The organism is Enterobacter cloacae complex sp. 2022EL-00981, assembly GCF_028737495.1.
Lineage (GTDB): Bacteria > Pseudomonadota > Gammaproteobacteria > Enterobacterales > Enterobacteriaceae > Enterobacter > Enterobacter cloacae.
Genome location: NZ_JAQZRK010000043.1, coordinates 1 through 18,091, shown reverse-complemented (window position 1 = coordinate 18,091; position 18,091 = coordinate 1). Strand labels below are relative to the sequence as shown.

Genomic DNA, 18,091 nt, shown 5'->3' with positions numbered 1-18,091 from the left:
GGTTCCGGTCCTTCAGTTCATTCTACACATCATTCAGTGATGTGTAATTTTACGTAATTGCTTGAAAAACAGCATGTTGAAAAAGTAGGCGATTCTTCCGGAATGGCCTGTTATGCGTTTTTTGCGCTCATGAATGAAATATTAATTCTAATGAAAAACACAACCACATTATCTGTAATATTCTTAGCGATAAGTCAGTTGACGGGCTGCGTATTTTCTCCCGGGCAAACATTAAGCTCAGCGGGAAAAAACGTCATTACGTCGGGTGATGAAAATAATAATTTAGATAAGCGCGTGGATCTCTATCCTGTTACCCCTTCATTGATTGAGAAATTGCGCCCTGCCGTCACCAAATCTCAGTCTAATCCTAAGCTCGATGAGCAGGTCAGAAACTGGGAGTACCGCATTGGAACCGGTGATATTTTGACCGTAACCGTCTGGGATCACCCTGAACTGACAACACCGGCCGGACAGTATCGCAGTGCCAGTGACACCGGCAACTGGGTCAACGCCGACGGTACGCTCTTCTATCCCTATGTCGGGAAACTCCCGGTGGCGGGAAAAACGGTCTCTGAAGTCAGGGAAGAGATCGCCAAACGGCTGGATAGCGTGATCGAAAGCCCGCAGGTTGACGTCAGCGTGGCTGCCTTCCGCTCGCAAAAGGCCTATGTCACTGGCGAAGTCGTCAAATCTGGTCAGCAGGCAATCACCAATATTCCCCTGACGGTCATGGATGCCGTCAACGCGGCAGGCGGGCTTTCTGCCGATGCGGACTGGCGCAATGTGGTTCTCACTCACGAAGGGAAAGATTCGCGCCTCTCTCTGTATGCGCTGATGCAGCACGGCGACCTGACGCAAAATAAGCTGCTTTATCCGGGCGATATCCTTTTTGTGCCTCGTAATGACGCCCTGAAAGTCTTCGTGATGGGGGAGGTGATCAAGCAGAGCACGCTCAAGATGGACAGGAGCGGAATGACCCTTGCTGAAGCGCTGAGCAATGCGGGCGGCCTGAATCAGGATATGGCCGATGCGACGGGCATTTTTGTCATTCGATCCATTGCCAAAGGCAACGATGCGGGAAAAATTGCCAACATTTATCAGCTTAACGCGCAGGATGCCTCCGCGATGGTGTTGGGCACCGAATTCCAGCTTGAGCCGTACGACATTGTTTACGTCACCACGGCACCGCTGTCACGCTGGAATCGCGTCATTACGCAACTCGTGCCGACCATCAGTGGCGTTCATGACCTGACCGAAACGGTCCGTTACATCAGATCGTGGCCGCAATAATGTTTGATTCCATCTTAGTGGTCTGCACCGGCAATATTTGTCGCTCGCCGATTGGCGAGCGGCTGTTGCGCCAGCTGCTACCGGGAAAACGGATAACCTCGGCAGGTATCTATGGGCTGGAGGGCAGCCCGGCGGATGTCAGCGCTCAGGACGTGGCCAGGCGGCATGGGATCTCACTTGAGGGACATCGCGCGCGCAAACTGACCCCGCAGATCATGCGGGAATCGGATCTGATTCTGGTAATGGAACCTGCCCATCTTCGCTTTATCTCTGACATGGCCCCGGAAATTCGCGGCAAATCGCTGCTTTTTGGGCAATGGCTGGGGCCGCAGGACATCCCCGATCCCTATTGTAAAAGTCGTGAAGCGTTCGATTATGTTTTCGGTCTGCTGGGCAAAGCCAGTCAGGAATGGGCTCATCGTTTGAGTCAACAAGGAATGAAGCGTTAATGTCGTCTTACACAACAGACAGTTACGGTGCGGCAGCACCGGAGAATCATGAAATCGATCTCATTAGCCTGCTCGGCGAGGTGATCGATCACCGTGCAGTCATTTTATCGATAACTTTCCTGTTCACCCTGCTGGCGGGGCTGTATGCCTTTCTGGCCACGCCCGTTTATCGCGCTGATGCCTTAATCCAGGTAGAAGGAAAGCAGGATAACAGCCTGCTCAAAAATTTAAGGCAGTTTGGGAGTGAGATGTCTCCCGATGTCGAACCTGAAATTCTTCTGCTTAAATCGCGCATGATCCTGGGCGCAACCGTCGATGAATTAGGCCTAACGCAGCACGTGACGCAGCGTACGTTCCCGGTTGTGGGACGTCTGTGGGCACGGTTGCAGGGCCGTAAACCGGCGACGGTTGCCCTTGGCTGGCTGCAACTTCCCCCTGTCGAAGGCAAACCTCGCACCCTTGTGCTCACTGTGCTGGAAAAAGGGGCATACCGGCTGGAGGGAGATAACTTTTATGCCGAGGGCAGGGAAGGGAAACCGCTGGAAAAAGCCGGCGTTTCACTGTTGGTGGTAAAAATGAATGCGCCAACGGGCACGCAATTCACGGTGCAAAACAGCACCCGTCTGGAAGCTATCAATACGCTCAGCACCCAATTTAGCGTCGTTGAATCGGCAAAGCAGAGTGGGGTGCTGACGCTCACGCTGACCGGAAACGATCCTGAGCGCATTGCGCATGTGCTTGACCGGATTGCCAACAACTATCTGCAGCAAAACATTGCGCGGCAGGAAGCACAGGATGCCCGCAGTCTTGCATTTTTGCAGAAGCAATTGCCTAAAATCAGAAGCGAACTGGATCTGGCTGAAGAGCGGCTGAATCAGTATCGCAAACAGCGTGATTCGGTGGATCTCTCCCTGGAAGCGAAATCGGTTCTCGAGCAGATTGTGAATATCGAAAACCAGCTCAACGAGCTGACGTTTCGTGAAGCGGAGATTTCTCAGCTGTTCAAGAAAGATCACCCGAACTACCGCGCCTTGCGTGAAAAGCGTCAGACGCTTGAGCAGGAGAAGGTCCGCCTTAATCAGCGTGTCGCCGCCATGCCATCGACTCAGCAGGATATTTTGCGCCTTAGCCGGGATGTGGAGTCAGGCCGCACCATCTATTTGCAGCTCCTCACCCGTCAGCAGGAGCTGAACATTTCGCGCTCCAGCGCCATTGGTAACGTGCGAATTATCGACAGTGCGGTGACGCAACCCGAGCCCATCAAACCGCGAAAGCTGGTGGTCATCGTCTTAGGCATCCTGTTGGGGCTGATATGCTCAATGGGGCTGGTCCTGGTCCGCATGGCGCTCAGACGCGGCATCAACACCTCCGAGCAACTGGAAGGGCTTGGCGTACAGGTGATGGCCACCTTGCCCCGTTCCCTGTGGCTGTGGAAAAAAACCAATCTGCGTAAAAAACGCGTATTTGGCTCACGCTGGAGACACAAGATTGTCGATGTCCCTTTCCTGCCGGTTGATCGGCCTGCGGATGTTTTTGTCGAGGCCGTGCGGGGGCTGCGCACCAGCCTGCATTTCACCTTGCAGGATGCCGCTAACCGGATCGTGATGATTTCTGGCCCAACGCAGGACTGCGGTAAAACCCTTGTCAGCACCTCGCTGGCCGCGATTGAGGCGCAGGCCGGGCTGAGGGTGTTATTCATTGATGCGGATATGCGTGAAGGCTATGTACACAACATCTTCGATCTGAAAAACCATTCCGGGCTTTCCGACGTGCTTGACGGAAAATGTCATTTCCAGGCGGCGATTCAGCGCTATGAGAAAGGCAACATTGATGTGCTGACCTGCGGGCCGGTTCCGTTACGCCCCTCTGAACTGCTGATGAGCGAACGCTTCAGGGCGTTAATGACCTGGGCAGATGAGCATTATGATCTTGTGATCCTCGATACCCCGCCGGTGCTGGCCGTAACGGACGCCTCAGTGGCTGCCCCGGTGGCCGCCACCTCGCTGCTGGTGGCCCGCTATGGTAAAACCAGCCTCAAAGAGATGGAGAACAGCATTAAGCGTTTGCAGCAAACGGGGGCGCATATCAACGGCACCGTGCTGAACGATGTGGTGAAATCGGCAGCACTGTATTACCGTGCAGGCTATGGCCATTACGAGTATGGACAACGCCCGACACGGCAGCCGCGCAAGGATTAGTGCTTCACCAGCGTGGCAAAGTAATACACCAGCGGAATGGCGAGGATCCAAAGACCAACAGGGATTTCTCGCCATTTTCCTGCAATCGCTTTGATGACGATGTAAAACAGCAGCCCTCCCGCAATCCCTGTCCCGAAGCTGTTGGCAATCAGCGTAATCATTACCATCATCAGCACCGGCAGCCCGTCGGTGAAATTTGCCAGATCCACCTTACGCAGGCCGCTGAACATATTCAGGCCGATCAGGATCAGGGCAGGGGCGGTGGCTTCTTTGGGGATCATGAGCGCAACGGGCGTAAACAGCAGCATCAGCAGGAACATGACCGCAGCGGCCAGCGCCGTCATGCCGGTTTTCCCCCCCGCTTCTGCGGCCGCGGAGGATTCGATCAACGCCGTGGCGGCAGGAATACCCACCCAGGGGCCAATCGCGGCGGCAATCGAGTCCACCATAAACGGGCGATTGATGTTTGCCATATTGCCCTCTTCATCCAGCAGCCCGGCTTCACCTCCCACCGCCAGCGTGGTGCCCATGGTGGAGAAAAACTCCGATGCGAAAAAGACAAACAGGAACGGCAGGAAGGCAATATTCAGCGCGCCCAGCATGTCGATATGGCCCAGCACCGGCGTCAGTGAGTGAGGCATATCAATAAAGCTGGCAGGAAGGTGGGTCACCCCCATCGGAATGCCCACGAGGGTGGCAAACAAAATGGCCCACAAAATTGCGCCCGGAATGCGACGCGCCTGCAGGGCAATGGCGAGGAACAGGCCGCTGAGCGCCACCAGCGCGCCTGGGGAGAGAAAATCACCCAGCATCAGCGCGTTCGTTTTTGCGTTAGCCAGCACCAGCCCGGCATTGCGAAAACCCAGTACGGCGACAAAAAGACCGATAGAGGCCGTCAGCCCCAGTTTGATGGACTGCGGTACGGAGCGGGTCACAACCTCTCGCAGGCCAAAACGGGTGAGCAGGAAGAACAAAATTCCCGACCAGCAGGCAATGCCCAGACCAATTTGCCAGCCGATGCCTTCACTGCCCGCCAGCGTTACCCCAACCAGCACCGAGCCACCAATACCGGGCCCGACAATAAACGGCAGGTTGGCGTAAAACGCCATCAGCAGCGTACCGGCCACAAACACCAAAATGGTGCCGGTGGTCGCCGCGCCTTTGTCCATCCCGCCCACGGCGAGAAGCCCCGGGATGACCACCAGCAAATAGGCGGCGGCGAGAAAACCGGTGAGACCGGCCAAACACTCTGTGCGCACGGTACTGCCGCGCGTATACAGTGCAAAACGACGTTCAAGCCAGTTCCCTGGTGCTGGCGAATTAACGGTATTGTCGGCCATTATCCGGCTCTCCTTCGGTATTATTGTGTGGTGTCCGGGGTTTCCCGGTAAGAAATCAGCGGATTGACAATCTGGCGCGTGCTGCCATCGGTCAGTCCAAGATCGGTTAAATGCGGCCCGGCGTTGCAGGCAAGGCACGTCCCTTCAATGGCTTTAAATACTCTGTATGGCGGCTCCCAGTCGGCAATCTGGCTGCTGCGTTCGCGCAGCTCACGAAACTGGCGCGCCAGTTCCGCAGGGGCGTGTTCTGACAACATCCCCGCAATGGGCATCGCCACATGGGCGATCACGTCCCCGTTCTGGACCAGCGCCATCCCGCCACCGCTTTGGATCAGCATGTTGGCGGCCAGTGCCATGTCATCAGGATTGCGTCCCAGTACCACCAGGTTGTGTGAATCGTGGGAGTAGCTGGTGGCAATGGCCCCCCGCAGCTCTCCCCAGCCTTCCAGCAGGGCGATTTGCGGTTTTGCCGCATGGCGTGCGTGGCGGTGCTGAACCCAAATCAGGCTAAAACCAGCCGGTATCTCAACGCGTCCGTCACGTACCCGGGCGTCGGTTTCTCCCCAGCGGGTAAAACGTGCGCCGCTGATATGACGCAGGCGCGCCACACCGTGGTTTGCGTTGTCGATGCGCATGTAAAAATCACTGGCGGTCAGCGACGACAGGCGCACGGTATCCCGGGGCAGCGTCAGGGGCGTATCAACAATCGGCTCGATCATCGCTCCGTCACGGGCAATGCATTTTCCGGCGACGTACACCCGGCGAGCCGTCAGTTTATCCAGTGAATCGAACACCACCAGATCCGCACGACGACCCGCGGCAATCAGCCCGAGATCGTTACGCTGCAGGCGCAGGGAAGCATTCAGGGTGGCAAACCGCAGCGCGTCCGTCGCCGGAAGGCCATGTTCAATCAGCAGGTTGAGCAGGGCGATGATGCCGCCTTTTTCCATCAGGATGTCCGGTGGGACATCGTCAGTGCAGACCGTGATTTGTGACGACAGATGCGGCAGCGTTTTCAGCGCGCTGACGATATCAGGCAGCAGATAAGGATGCGAGCCGCGGATCTCCAGCGTCAGCCCGGCGCGTAATTTTTCCAGCGCATCGTCGGCGGAGGTGAGTTCATGATCGGAGGTGACGCCGGCCGCCAGATACGCCTGTAAATCCGCGCCGCTCAGACCACGCGCGTGGCCTTCAATCAGCTTCCCACTTTCCAGCCCGGCCTGTAGGATCTCCAGCATACGCTGACTGCCATTCAGCACCCCGTGCATATCCATCACTTCCGCCACGCCGCGCACTTCGGGCCAGCCAAGCAGGGTATTCATCTCTTCGCCCGCAAAGTCTGCGCCGGACATCTCCAGCCCCGGTGTGGAAGGGACGCTCGATGGTGCCGCGACCATGACCTGCAGTGGCAGGTTGCGGCTCGCCTCAATGGCAAAGCGGACGCCCTCAATGCCCAGCACGTTCGCCAGCTCGTGCGGATCCCAGAAGACCGCGGTGGTGCCCTGCGCCAGTACGATCTCTGCGTAGCGGGCGGGCAGCAGGTGCGAGCTTTCAAGGTGAACATGCGTGTCCATTAGCCCCGGAGAGAGAAACTGGTTATTCAGGTCATGCGTCTCAAGCGCATCGTTGCGGCTGCCGCGCGGATGGACGCTGGCGATAAGCGAGCCGACGATGCCCACATCCGCGTCGCGGATCTCACCGGTTGCCATATCAACAACTCGGGTATGCGTAAGCAACAGGTCAAACGGCGTTTCGCCTCGTGCAGCCTTCACGGCGCGGCGTCGGGTTTCGGCAGTCATGCAATTAACAGTTCCAGCATTGAAATATTGACGTTACTCTATGCACCCGGCAAACGTTTGCCCAGCTGATAAAATTTATCGCCCGATAACCCCGGGTTATTCTGTGACGCGTGTAATGGATAATGATGACGGAACCCTGGCAGCGCTTGCCTGCGCTCTCCCTTCGGCAGCTACAGTATTTTGTCACTCTGGCGCAGCTGCGTCATTTTACGGATACCGCCAGTAAACTGGCCATCAGCCAGCCGGCACTCAGCAGCGCCCTGCGGCAAATCGAAACCGTGCTCGGCGGTAAACTGGTCAACCGTACCGCGTCGGCGGTCACGCTGACCGAGCTGGGTCACGCCATTCTGCCACACGCCCAGCGGGTGCTCAGCGTGGCGCAGCTGGCGTTTGATGATATGCAGCATATTGTGCAGGCCGGCGGCGACGGTACGGTGCGGATCGGTCTGGTGCCTTCAGTCAGTTCACTGCTGTTTCCGCTGTTGCCGCAGACGCTGGCGCAGGCTTTTCCGCGCCTGCGGGTGGAGTTTCACGACCAGACCAACGATGCGCTGGTGGCGCAACTGCTGAAAGGGCAGATTGATTTTGGCATCGGGGCACTGGACAACTCGGTACCCGAACAGCTGGACGTGTTCCCGCTGCAGGAGGATCCGTTTGTGGCCGTGTTGCACTGCGACGATCCGCTCGCCGCGTCGGCACATGTTCCCTGGAAACAGCTGGTGGGCCGGGATATTGCCGTTTTCTCAAAAGGCAATATTCAGCGGCTGGTCAATGCGCTTGCCGAAAGCCACCGTCTGTCCCTGCAGACCCGTTATCAGGTGGACTATATCGAGACATTATACGGGCTGGTGCGCTCGAAGCTTGCCGTGGGGATATTGCCTCAGCTTTATACCACCCACCTGCAGGACCCGCAGCTTAAGGTGGTTCACCTTCAGCAACCGGCCCTGGCGCGCACGGTGGCGCTGATGCGTGCCCCGCAGGCGCTGCCTCCGCTCATTGAGTCCTGCTTTACCCTGATGGTTGATACCTTACGCACCAGGTAGGGCGACACTTCTTTACAGCGAAACGGCGCGCAGCTCGCTAAGATGACCTTCGTTACATCACGAGGTCACAATGGAAAACCGCAAATTCAGCCAACTGCGCCGCTGGGCGCGGGAAGGGATCATACTCGTACTGCTGGCGCTGGCCGTGATGTGGGGTGTGGATCAGTACCGCAAGCCGACATTACCCGCCACGTTTAGCGCTACCCCAATGCAGGGCATTGATGGCTCAGTACATGACATTGGCGCACTCAGTCAGGATCGGCCGCTGCTGATTTACGTCTGGGCGACCTGGTGCAGCATCTGCCGTTATACCACGCCTGCGGTCAATAGGCTGGCAGAAGAGGGCGGTAACGTGGTGAGTATTGCCATGCGCTCTGGTGATGACGCTAAGCTTGCGCGCTGGGTCGAAAAGAAACAGCTGAAAATGCCGGTGATTAATGACGAAAACGGTGCGCTGTCACAGCAATGGCAGGTTAGCGTAACGCCGACGCTGGTGCTGGTCTCTAAAGGCAATGTCGTCAGTACAACAACGGGCTGGACAAGCTACTGGGGATTAAAAGTCAGTATGTGGTGGGCAGGGTTATAAAAATAGCCCCTCTCCCGGTGGAAGAGGGGCTGTGGTATTACTTCGCCAGAACTTCCTGCGCAGTACGCTCAACCAGAGACAGCAGGGTTTTGATATCCTCCAGCGTCACGGTTGGGTTCAGCAGCGTCAGCTTCAGACAGGTCACGCCGTTATGCTCGGTCACGCCGACGTTTGCACGGCCGGACTCCAGCAGCGCATCACCAATTTTCTGGTTCAGCAGGGCGATACCTGCATCATCTGCCTGCACCTCGCCACGGAAGCGGAACAGCACGCTTGCCAGCTGTGGCTGCATAACCAGTTCCAGTGCGGGCTGCTCTTTCACATAAGCTGCAACCTGCTGCGCCAGCGTCACGCCGTGATCGATAATCGCCGCGTATTGCTCCTGACCCAGCGCTTCCAGGCTCATCCACAGCTTCAGCGCGTCGAAACGGCGTGTGGTCTGCAGCGATTTGGAAACCAGGTTCGGCACGCCGGCTTCTTCGTCGAACTCAGAGTTCAGGTAAGCCGCCTGATAGCGCATCAGTTCATAGTGGCGCGCTTCCTTCAGCAGGAATGCACCGCAGCTGATGGTCTGGAAGAACTGTTTGTGGAAGTCCAGAGTAACGGAATCCACCAGTTCAATGCCGTCCAGGTAGTGGCGATACTGCTCAGACATCAGCAGTGCGCCGCCCCAGGCCGCATCAACGTGTACCCAGATGTTCTGCTTCGCCGCCAGTTCAGCAATGGCACGCAGCGGGTCAATAGCACCGGCATCGGTGGTCCCGGCTGTCGCGACAATCGCCAGAATCTGTTCGCCGTTGGCGTTGCACTGCTCGATTTTCGCCGCCAGATCGGTCAGATCCATGCGAGAGAATTCGTCAGTTTTCACCTGCACGACGGACTGATAACCCAGACCCATCAGCGCCATGTTTTTCTGCACGGAGAAGTGCGCGTTTTCGGAGCACAGTACACGGATCTTACGCAGATCGCCCGTCAGACCATCCTGCTGGACAGAGTGGCCCTGACGTGCGAAGAACGCATCACGTGCCAGCATCAGACCCATCAGGTTGCTCTGGGTGCCGCCGCTGGTGAAGACACCCGCGTCGCCAGCCTGATAACCCACGCGGGTACGCAGCCATTCGATCAGTTTGATCTCAATAATGGTTGCGGACGGGCTTTGATCCCAGGAGTCCATGCTCTGGTTAGTGGCGTTAATCAGCACTTCCGCCGCCTGGCTAACGACCAGGCTTGGGCAGTGCAGGTGCGCCACACACTGCGGGTGATGAACGGACAAGCTGTCTTTCAGGAAGAACTCCACGGCGCGTTCAATCGCCGCTTCGTTGCCCAGCCCTTTCGGGTTGAAATCCAGCTTAATGCGGTCGCGCAGTTCCGCGACCGTTTTGCCCTGATACATCTCAGGCTGTTTCAGCCACTGCATCACAGCCTGAGTGCTTTGTTCAATCGCCTGCTGGTAAGCTTCAATGCTCTGCGCAGAGGAGAACAAAATTGGGTTTGAATCAGACATCGTAATCAACAACTCCGGTTACGCCGGGCGAACGCCCGCAGCAAGCAGTGCCTGCTCGAATTTATCCAGGAAGACTTTCAGCTCATCATCGCTGATCAGCAGAGAAGGCAGCAGGCGCAGAACGATACCATTACGACCACCGCGCTCCAGAATCAGACCGGCTTCGAAGCACTTCTTCTGAATCAGTGCAGACAGCTCGCCATCACCCGGGAAGCAACCCATGTGGTCAGCGGCTTCGTGTGGCTTAACGATCTCAATACCGATCATCATGCCCAGACCGCGAACGTGGCCGATAACCGGATAGCGTTTCGCCATCTCGTTCAGCTGGCCTTTCAGCCATTCGCCCTGTGCAGCCACTTTGCCAGCGATGTTCTGGTCTTTCAGGATCTTCAGCGTCGTCAGACCGGTTGCCATCGCCAGCTGGTTGCCGCGGAAGGTGCCGGTGTGGTGACCTGGTGCCCATGCATCGAACTGCTTTTTGATACCCAGCACAGCCAGTGGCAGACCGCCGCCAACGGCTTTGGACATCACGATGATGTCTGGCTCGATGCCCGCGTGTTCGAACGCGAAGAATTTACCGGTACGGGCAAAGCCTGCCTGAACTTCGTCCAGGATCAGCAGAATGCCGTGTTCCTGAGTCACTTTACGGATGCGCTGCAGCCACTCAACAGGAGCAGGGTTCACGCCGCCTTCACCCTGAACGGCTTCAAGAATGACCGCAGCAGGTTTACGCACGCCGCTTTCAACGTCGTTGATCAGGTTTTCGAAGTAGTAGGTCAGCGCTTTCACGCCCGCTTCCCCGCCGATACCCAGTGGGCAACGGTACTGGTGTGGGTAAGGCATGAACTGCACTTCTGGCATCATACCGTCTACCGCTTCTTTCGGAGACAGGTTACCGGTCACGGACAGTGCACCGTGAGTCATACCGTGGTAACCACCCGAGAAGCTGATGATACCGCTACGGCCGGTGACTTTTTTCGCCAGCTTCAGCGCCGCTTCCACGGCGTCAGCACCGGATGGACCGGTGAACTGCAGGCAGTACTCTTTGCCCTGACCAGGCAGCAGAGAGAGCAGGTATTCGGAAAACGCGTCTTTCAGAGGCGTAGTCAGATCCAGAGTATGTAACGGCAAGCCGCTGGTAATGACATTTTGGATGCTTTTCAGCACATCAGGGTGGTTATGGCCAAGCGCGAGGGTGCCTGCGCCTGCTAAACAGTCAAGGTATTCTTTATTATCTGCATCGGTGATCCACACGCCTTCTGCTTTAGTGATGGCTAAAGGCAGTTTGCGCGGATAACTCCTGACGTTAGATTCAAACTCGGCCTGACGGGCCAGATAGGTTTCGTTGCTTTTGTGGGCATCTACGGTGTCAATACGGACTTTATCCGTCATCATATCACTCCTACAACCGCCGCTTCGTTATGAGCCACGATTGAATAAAAAGTTAAAAAACAGATGGGGGCCTGAAAAAAACGCCGCCAATATAGAGCCTTTTGCCACGGGGCTCAATGGTTAATTTGTTTACTGTTTTGTGACATGGGGCACAGGGGACGGAATATCCCCGTTTTGAGAAAGAAAATTATGCATTATGGCAAATAAAAACAGCCGGTTACGTGCTAACTGCCCGGAGGGTAAAATCATAAAAAAGAGTGTGACAAATCGTGCCATTTTTCCCTGAAAGGGAGGTTGACCGCCTCCTTAGCCTGCTTATTACTGCGACAGGGCTAAAAAGCGGTGGTCACGATAGATGCGTAATGGAATTCCGCATTAAAAATGGACTTTCAACGCGCGTGGTTTCCCGATGGGTTTCACCGTTAATAATATGCAGAGCACTGAGGCGACCAATTTCATAATGCGGCAGTTGAACCGTTGAAAGAGGCGGAAGAAAGAGTTCTCCAATGCCCACCATATTGTCATAGCCGATAACCGCGATATCTTCAGGGATGCGAATTCCTTGCGCCAGCAGGGTCTGGTAAACCATCAATGCGATACGATCGTTGCCGCAGATAACCGAGTCGAACTGGGGAAGACCATTCTGAATGTGCGCCTGCAGAACTGACGGAATGTCGCGATAGTGCTCGTCCCCAAACGCCATATAACTATGTTCCAGACGGTCCGGGTCGAGCTCCGCTTCACGGCATGCACGTTCCAGCCCGTGACGGCGTCGGGTTGTGGCCAGATGGTCGGCGGGTAAATGCAGGCACAGGGGCTGTCGATAGCCTGCGGCGAGTAACGCCTGTACGGCGGCGTACTGCCCCTGTTCATCATCAGGAATATAGCTGGCGACCTTTTCATCGATACTTTCGCAGTTGGCCAGCACGCAGGGAAGGGTAAGGAGCTTGGCCGGGAGAGGAACCTGACGTAATCCCATGGTGGTGTAAATAATGCCGTCCGGGCGGTGAGAGAGCAGCAGATCGACGATTGCATCCGGGTTGTCATCGGTAAACATATTCATGACGAAGCTGTTCCATCCGTGCATCCGGGCCGTCTCTTCAATGGACAGCGTGATCTCCACCGAGAAAGGTGTCGTCACCGTATCGAGTGCCAGCACGCCTATGGTTTTTGGCGAGGCATGCGCGCCGCGTACTTTCTTGGCGGAAAGATCGGGTACGTAGCTGGTCTGCTCAATAGCCTGCTGTACGCGCGCCAGCGTCTCCGGTTTAAGGCGCTCCGGGTTGTTAAGCGCGCGTGAGACGGTCATCAGCGATACGTTAGCCAGCTTTGCGACGTCCTTCAGGGAAGCCATTTTCTTACTCCGTTAATGTCACGTGTTAAAGAGTATACAACTAAGTTACTGATGTAAAAGGAAAGGGGATATGTGAGTGGAGTCAGACAAACATCAATGATGAATAGTTGATCGCGATCTCACTTCTGTAATGTTAACGTTAACTTTCGTGATTAACATCATGAATCTGATCCAAACCGCATGAGTAGCGCTCAATGTTAACGTTACCATTTTGTCATTACTCCAACATGAGAATGTCATGATGAAAACGCATCACTCTCACAGCTATCCATTATTGAGCGCATTACTGTTTTTCTTTTTTGTCACCTGGTCTTCTTCCGGCTCTTTGCTTTCCATCTGGCTCCACCAGGAGGTGGGCTTACAAGCGGGCGACACCGGCATTATCTATGCCGTGCTTTCTGTCTCCGCGCTTTTCGCTCAAATCTGCTATGGATTCATTCAGGACAAACTTGGTCTGCGCAAGAACCTGCTCTGGTTTCTGACCAGCCTGCTCATTCTTTCTGGTCCGGCCTTTTTGCTGTTTGGTTATCTGCTGCAGATTAACGTTTTACTCGGCAGTATTTTCGGCGGAATTTATATCGGCCTGACGTTTAACGGTGGGATAGGGGTACTGGAGTCCTATACCGAGCGTGTCGCCCGCCAGAGCCAGTTTGAGTTCGGCAAGGCGAGGATGTGGGGATCGCTTGGCTGGGCGGTGGCAACCTTTTTCGCGGGACTTCTGTTTAACATTAATCCGAAGCTGAACTTCGCTGTCGCGAGCTCTGCAGGGCTGCTGTTTTTTGTTTTGCTGGCGCGTCTCAGGGTCTCTTCCGCCCCGCACGCCATGCAGGAAGCGGTGTCAGGCGGTAAAGTCACGCTGGAAGATGCATTGCGTCTGCTGACGCTGCCGCGGTTCTGGGCGCTGGTATTTTTTGTTATCGGCACCTGTATTTATGGCGTTTACGACCAGCAGTTCCCGGTCTATTTCTCCTCCCAGTTCCCGACGTTACAGGAAGGAAACGCCATGTATGGCTATCTCAACTCCTTCCAGGTTTTCCTTGAGGCGGCGGGCATGTTCTGCGCCCCATGGCTGGTGAACCGCCTTGGCGCAAAGAATGGCCTGATTTTTGCGGGAATGGTGATGGCGATGCGTATGGTGGCTTCGGGGCTGGTTGAGGGGCCGGTACTGATCTCCATTACCAAGCTATTGCACGCGGTCGAACTGCCCGTTTTGCTGGTCTCAATTTTTAAATACAACAGCTTACATTTTGATAAACGGCTCTCTTCCACCCTCTATCTGGTGGGCTTTGCCTGTACCAGCTCAGTGATCGCCTCGGTCCTGTCGCCGCTGGCGGGTTACAGCTATGAGAAATACGGCTTCGCCCAGTCCTATCTCATTATGGGGCTGTTAGTTTTCAGCACCACGTTTATCTCCATCTTCCTGTTGCGCTCGGGTAAATCTTCTTCTGACCCGCTCATGCCGCAACCTTCCACCATCTGATCGAAAGAGTAGAGAAATGACGTATTCAATTACTAAAGCAGAGCAGGAACTTCAGTCCAGACGCGAAGGGCTCAACCTGCGCTGGTATCCACGTTACCACCTCGCTGCACGCGCTGGCTGGATGAACGACCCAAATGGCCTGATCTGGTTTGACGGCTGGTATCACGCTTTTTACCAGCATCATCCGTACTCCACCCAGTGGGGGCCTATGCACTGGGGCCATGCGCGTAGCAAGGATTTAGTTCACTGGGAACATCTCCCCGTTGCGCTGGCGCCAGAAGGGCCTGAAGACAAGGATGGCTGTTTTTCCGGATCGGCGGTGGTGGATGGCGATACGCTGGCGCTGATTTACACCGGACATAAATTCCACGGCGATCCTGATGACGAGGCGAATCTCTACCAGGTGCAATGTCTGGCGACCAGCCGTGACGGCATTCATTTTGTCCGGCAGGGAATGATCGTTGATACCCCGCCAGGTCTGCATCACTTCCGCGACCCGAAAGTGTGGCGTGAAGGGGATAACTGGTACATGGTTGTCGGTGCGCGGGACGGTGAGACGGGCCAGGTGCGTGTATATCGTTCTGCCAATCTGCGTGAGTGGCAGGATATGGGCGTGCTGGCGGTGGCTGAAAAAGAGATGGGCTACATGTGGGAATGCCCGGACTTTTTCACGCTCAATGGCAAACGCGTGCTGATGTTTTCGCCTCAGGGGATGGCCGCTGAAGGATTCAAAAATCGTAATCTTTTCCAGAGCGGCTATCTTTTGGGCGAGTGGCAGCCCGGGCAGCCTTTTGTGCGGGAAGGTGAGTTTGTGGAGATGGATCGCGGGCATGATTTCTATGCGCCACAAAGTTTCCTCACGCCTGATGGTCGCCGCATCGTTATCGGCTGGCTGGACATGTGGGAATCCTCCCAGCCGGAACAGGAGGACGGCTGGGCTGGCATGCTCTCTTTACCGCGCGAAATGACGCTTGGCGCGGATCACCGTCTGCAAATGCGGCCAGCCAGAGAGGTCGAAGGCCTGCGGCGAGCGTGGTTCCCCTGGCCGGTCAGCACGTTGACTCATCAGCAGATGGCTCTGGTGGAACGCTGCGACGCGATGGAGGTTATTCTGCAGTGGGATTGTGCCAATAGCAGTGCCGAGCAGTACGGCATGAGTCTGGGAGAGGGGCTGCGCGTCTACGTGGATGCTCAAATGCAGCGTCTGGTTCTTGAGCGAAACTATCCGCAGTATGGCCTGTGCGGGACACGAAGCGTCGCGCTGAACCTGGATAATACGCTTAATCTGCGTCTGTTCTTCGACAGTTCATCCGTGGAAGTTTTTGTCAATGAAGGCGACGCGTGTTTAAGCAGCCGAATTTATCCTGATGAAGATTGCCGTGATCTGGCGCTGTTTGCCTGGATGGGGCGAGCGTCACTTATCCATGGTGGGGCCTGGCAACTGGAGTAAACATTGACCTGGCGACGACGGGCATCAGGTCAGTTTAATTTAAGGTATTGCCCCATCTTGATGGGGCGACTTAAATACAGAGTCATTAATGATTATTCTTTTTAATCTTTAGAGAGTTGAGTGTTCATGAATTTCTCATTCTCTTCAACCAATTGAAGATAATAGCCACCTTTGTTCTATGTACCGTCGTTTGGTTTCCAGCCTTTTGAGAGAAGATGTTCTGCAGCATTCGAGATTGGCTGGTTCATAACGTAATCAGTTTCATTGATAAGTTGTTTAACGCTGCTGTTCTGTTTAGCTGGCTTCACGTTACATTCACCATTCGCGTCCTGCAATTGCGTACAGACTCAATTGGTTGCTAATCATGTTTTCAAAATAAATAAGATTTACCTATATGGAATAGTTGATTTTAATTTGGTGAAGAGTGCAAAAGGGCATACCGCTGTCGGGCGTATAGTATGGTAATATGTGTCATTGAATTATGTGTTGTAGTAGTATGTATAATGATGATTTTAGTTATATATTATCATGCGTTTTCACTATTGATGCCGTGTAAAAAGGGACGAGAAATGACACCTGAATACAGAATTGATGCCGAGAAAAAAATTACTGAATACTTAAAATCTCAGGATCTTGTAAATATAAAAAATATGCAGGTTGAAAAGACGTTTAACGATTTAGGGCACGAAGTAAATATTTGGAATGTTAGAACAAAAAATGATGGTAACTGGTGGGTTGCTGAGGGAGAACTCGTCCCTTTAAATCTTTATACTCAGGGTGAATATTTCTTTACTGCTGACGAAGCATACTCTTTTCATTTAGGTATAACGCAGAGACTACAGGCAAGACATCATAGTGAGTTCAAACATGTTATTGATGAATTGCCCTTAGATATCGATATGCTACGCTCAATCAGTCGTAGGCTTAATGCCTCTGCTGTTGCTCTGAATGATATAAGTGCCCCTGAAGACATTCAAAGTATTGGGTTAACATGTAGAGAGAGTATGGTTGAACTTGCTGCCCATCTTTATAAAACTCATGAGGATATTTTAAAGAAAGATAACATTAAGGCTGCTGATTTTAAGAATATCTGCAAAATAATCATTGGGTTATATGCGGCAGGAAAGCGTAATTCTGGCTTAAGAAAATATTGCCGTTCAACTGTTGAATCTGCGTGGGATCTCTCTGCAGAAACAGTGCATTCTTCAAATAAAAATTTACCTGATGCAAAGATTTGTCTTTTACTTACTTGTACTGCTGTTTCATTAATTCAAAACCTATTCCTTAAATTTATTGGATTTGATAATGAAATAAAATGTCCTAACTGTCACAGCTTAAAGAGTGAAATATACGAATCCGAAGAAGATAGCCAACTTCACGTGGTGTGCGGGGAGTGCGGGGAAGTTGTGGAAGTCATATCCGAAGAAACGGATGAACAGCCATAAATACTCCAATAAGTTATAAACTTTACGCCCGCATGAAGCGGGCTTTATCCATTAATGGTTCGCCGCTGACTGTTCAGTAGCTTGTCGCCAGTAGCTATTCCAGCGCCGCCACCCATCCGCAATGTTTGCGGTGTGGATTTCCGCAATTTTCTGGTAGGTCTTTGACGTCTGATCATAGTTCTGTGACGTGTGCGCCAGCATTAGATCGGTTTTTTCCTGATCGCGTCTAACCTCGATGCGCAGAATGTTAGCCAGGAACGGCGCAAATTATGAACGGTGCATGTCACTTCTACCGGTTCGCCGGTCTGCTCGTCGGTGTAACTAGCCATCATGCCCAGCCGCGCTAAAACGGCGTTTAAAGTTGTTCCGCCGACAGGCCAGTATTTGCCTGCGTCTGTAGGCGAAAGCCTCAGCACGTCGCGAACGCTACCATTCTTTGAACGGTTTCCAGGAATGATCCATACATCGCGCCGTATCTCCTGTCGCACCATTTCAACAACTTCGTTTTTACGACGGCCCGTTACCATAACAAACCGAAGCGCGTTGCCTGCGACGGTGTGCGGCAGTTAGGCGAATAACTGCCGGTAAGTGTCCGCCGTTATGCTGGCTTGTCGCGGTTTGGCTTTTGCGGGCATTGAATCGCCACGGATAATCTAGACACTTCCGAGCCGTTGATAATACTGGTTTTCATATTCTGTCGGTGACATCTGTTCGCTAGAACCATGCCGACGCTTACTGTTATAAAACATTTCGATGTAATC

At 54.1% G+C, this 18,091-nt stretch carries 14 protein-coding genes; 8 read left to right on the top strand and 6 right to left on the bottom strand.

Annotated elements, in window-relative coordinates; all coding sequences use genetic code 11:
- Nucleotides 1–150 precede the first annotated feature (150 nt).
- From PUZ33_RS23350 to etk, 3 genes are read left to right on the top strand one after another with little or no spacing between them, the layout of a single operon-like run.
- Nucleotides 151–1,290, top strand: a complete 1,140-nt coding sequence (locus PUZ33_RS23350; protein WP_023622076.1) for a polysaccharide export protein — start codon at nt 151–153, stop codon at nt 1,288–1,290.
- Entirely contained in the window at nt 1,290–1,739 is a 450-nt protein-coding gene (locus tag PUZ33_RS23345) for an arsenate reductase/protein-tyrosine-phosphatase family protein (RefSeq protein WP_013097923.1), read from the top strand. The genes PUZ33_RS23350 and PUZ33_RS23345 overlap by 1 nt, the downstream gene beginning before the upstream one ends.
- The gene (gene etk, locus PUZ33_RS23340; protein WP_058680583.1) at nt 1,739–3,937 is read left to right on the top strand and encodes a tyrosine-protein kinase; all 2,199 of its coding nucleotides are present in this window, start codon (nt 1,739–1,741) and stop codon (nt 3,935–3,937) included. Before PUZ33_RS23345 ends, etk begins: the two co-directional genes overlap by 1 nt.
- Here the strand turns inward: etk and PUZ33_RS23335 are convergent.
- The gene (locus PUZ33_RS23335; protein ID WP_058680584.1) at nt 3,934–5,277 is read right to left on the bottom strand and encodes an NCS2 family permease; all 1,344 of its coding nucleotides are present in this window, start codon (nt 5,275–5,277) and stop codon (nt 3,934–3,936) included. The two genes, etk and PUZ33_RS23335, sit on opposite strands and share 4 nt — an antisense overlap.
- Before the next feature lie 20 nt (nt 5,278–5,297).
- Nucleotides 5,298–7,076 carry an adenine deaminase gene (locus PUZ33_RS23330; RefSeq protein WP_058680585.1) on the bottom strand — a complete coding sequence of 593 codons (1,779 nt, stop codon included), beginning with the start codon at nt 7,074–7,076 and terminating at the stop codon, nt 5,298–5,300.
- A gap of 122 nt (nt 7,077–7,198) precedes the next feature.
- On the opposite strand from PUZ33_RS23330, the gene PUZ33_RS23325 reads away from it, so the two are divergent.
- Nucleotides 7,199–8,119: a LysR family transcriptional regulator gene (locus PUZ33_RS23325; protein WP_162780534.1), complete on the top strand. Its 921-nt coding sequence runs from the start codon at nt 7,199–7,201 to the stop codon at nt 8,117–8,119.
- Nucleotides 8,120–8,189: 70 nt separating this feature from the next.
- Entirely contained in the window at nt 8,190–8,705 is a 516-nt protein-coding gene (locus PUZ33_RS23320) for a protein disulfide oxidoreductase (protein WP_058680587.1), read from the top strand.
- A 37-nt stretch (nt 8,706–8,742) separates the two neighbouring features.
- Here the strand turns inward: PUZ33_RS23320 and PUZ33_RS23315 are convergent, their stop codons facing one another.
- From PUZ33_RS23315 to PUZ33_RS23305, 3 genes are all read right to left on the bottom strand, one after another.
- Nucleotides 8,743–10,209, bottom strand: coding sequence for a pyridoxal phosphate-dependent decarboxylase family protein (locus tag PUZ33_RS23315; protein WP_013097917.1), 1,467 nt, complete (start codon nt 10,207–10,209; stop codon nt 8,743–8,745).
- An 18-nt stretch (nt 10,210–10,227) separates the two neighbouring features.
- A complete protein-coding gene (locus PUZ33_RS23310) occupies nt 10,228–11,604 on the bottom strand; it encodes a diaminobutyrate--2-oxoglutarate transaminase (protein ID WP_013097916.1) in 1,377 nt (458 codons plus the stop codon).
- 343 nt (nt 11,605–11,947) lie between these two features.
- Nucleotides 11,948–12,955, bottom strand: a complete 1,008-nt coding sequence (locus tag PUZ33_RS23305; RefSeq protein ID WP_058680588.1) for a LacI family DNA-binding transcriptional regulator — start codon at nt 12,953–12,955, stop codon at nt 11,948–11,950.
- A 238-nt stretch (nt 12,956–13,193) separates the two neighbouring features.
- On the opposite strand from PUZ33_RS23305, the gene PUZ33_RS23300 reads away from it, so the two are divergent.
- The 3 genes from PUZ33_RS23300 to PUZ33_RS23290 all read left to right on the top strand — a co-directional run bounded on the left by PUZ33_RS23300 (nt 13,194) and on the right by PUZ33_RS23290 (nt 17,330).
- A complete protein-coding gene (locus PUZ33_RS23300) occupies nt 13,194–14,435 on the top strand; it encodes an MFS transporter (RefSeq protein WP_058680589.1) in 1,242 nt (413 codons plus the stop codon).
- A 16-nt stretch (nt 14,436–14,451) separates the two neighbouring features.
- Entirely contained in the window at nt 14,452–15,885 is a 1,434-nt protein-coding gene (locus PUZ33_RS23295) for a glycoside hydrolase family 32 protein (protein WP_058680590.1), read from the top strand.
- Nucleotides 15,886–16,454: 569 nt separating this feature from the next.
- Nucleotides 16,455–17,330 carry a TFIIB-type zinc ribbon-containing protein gene (locus PUZ33_RS23290; protein WP_114078609.1) on the top strand — a complete coding sequence of 292 codons (876 nt, stop codon included), beginning with the start codon at nt 16,455–16,457 and terminating at the stop codon, nt 17,328–17,330.
- Nucleotides 17,331–17,983: 653 nt separating this feature from the next.
- Here the strand turns inward: PUZ33_RS23290 and PUZ33_RS23285 are convergent.
- On the bottom strand, nt 17,984–18,091 hold a 108-nt coding region (locus tag PUZ33_RS23285; protein WP_131729156.1), incomplete at its 5' end, for an IS3 family transposase.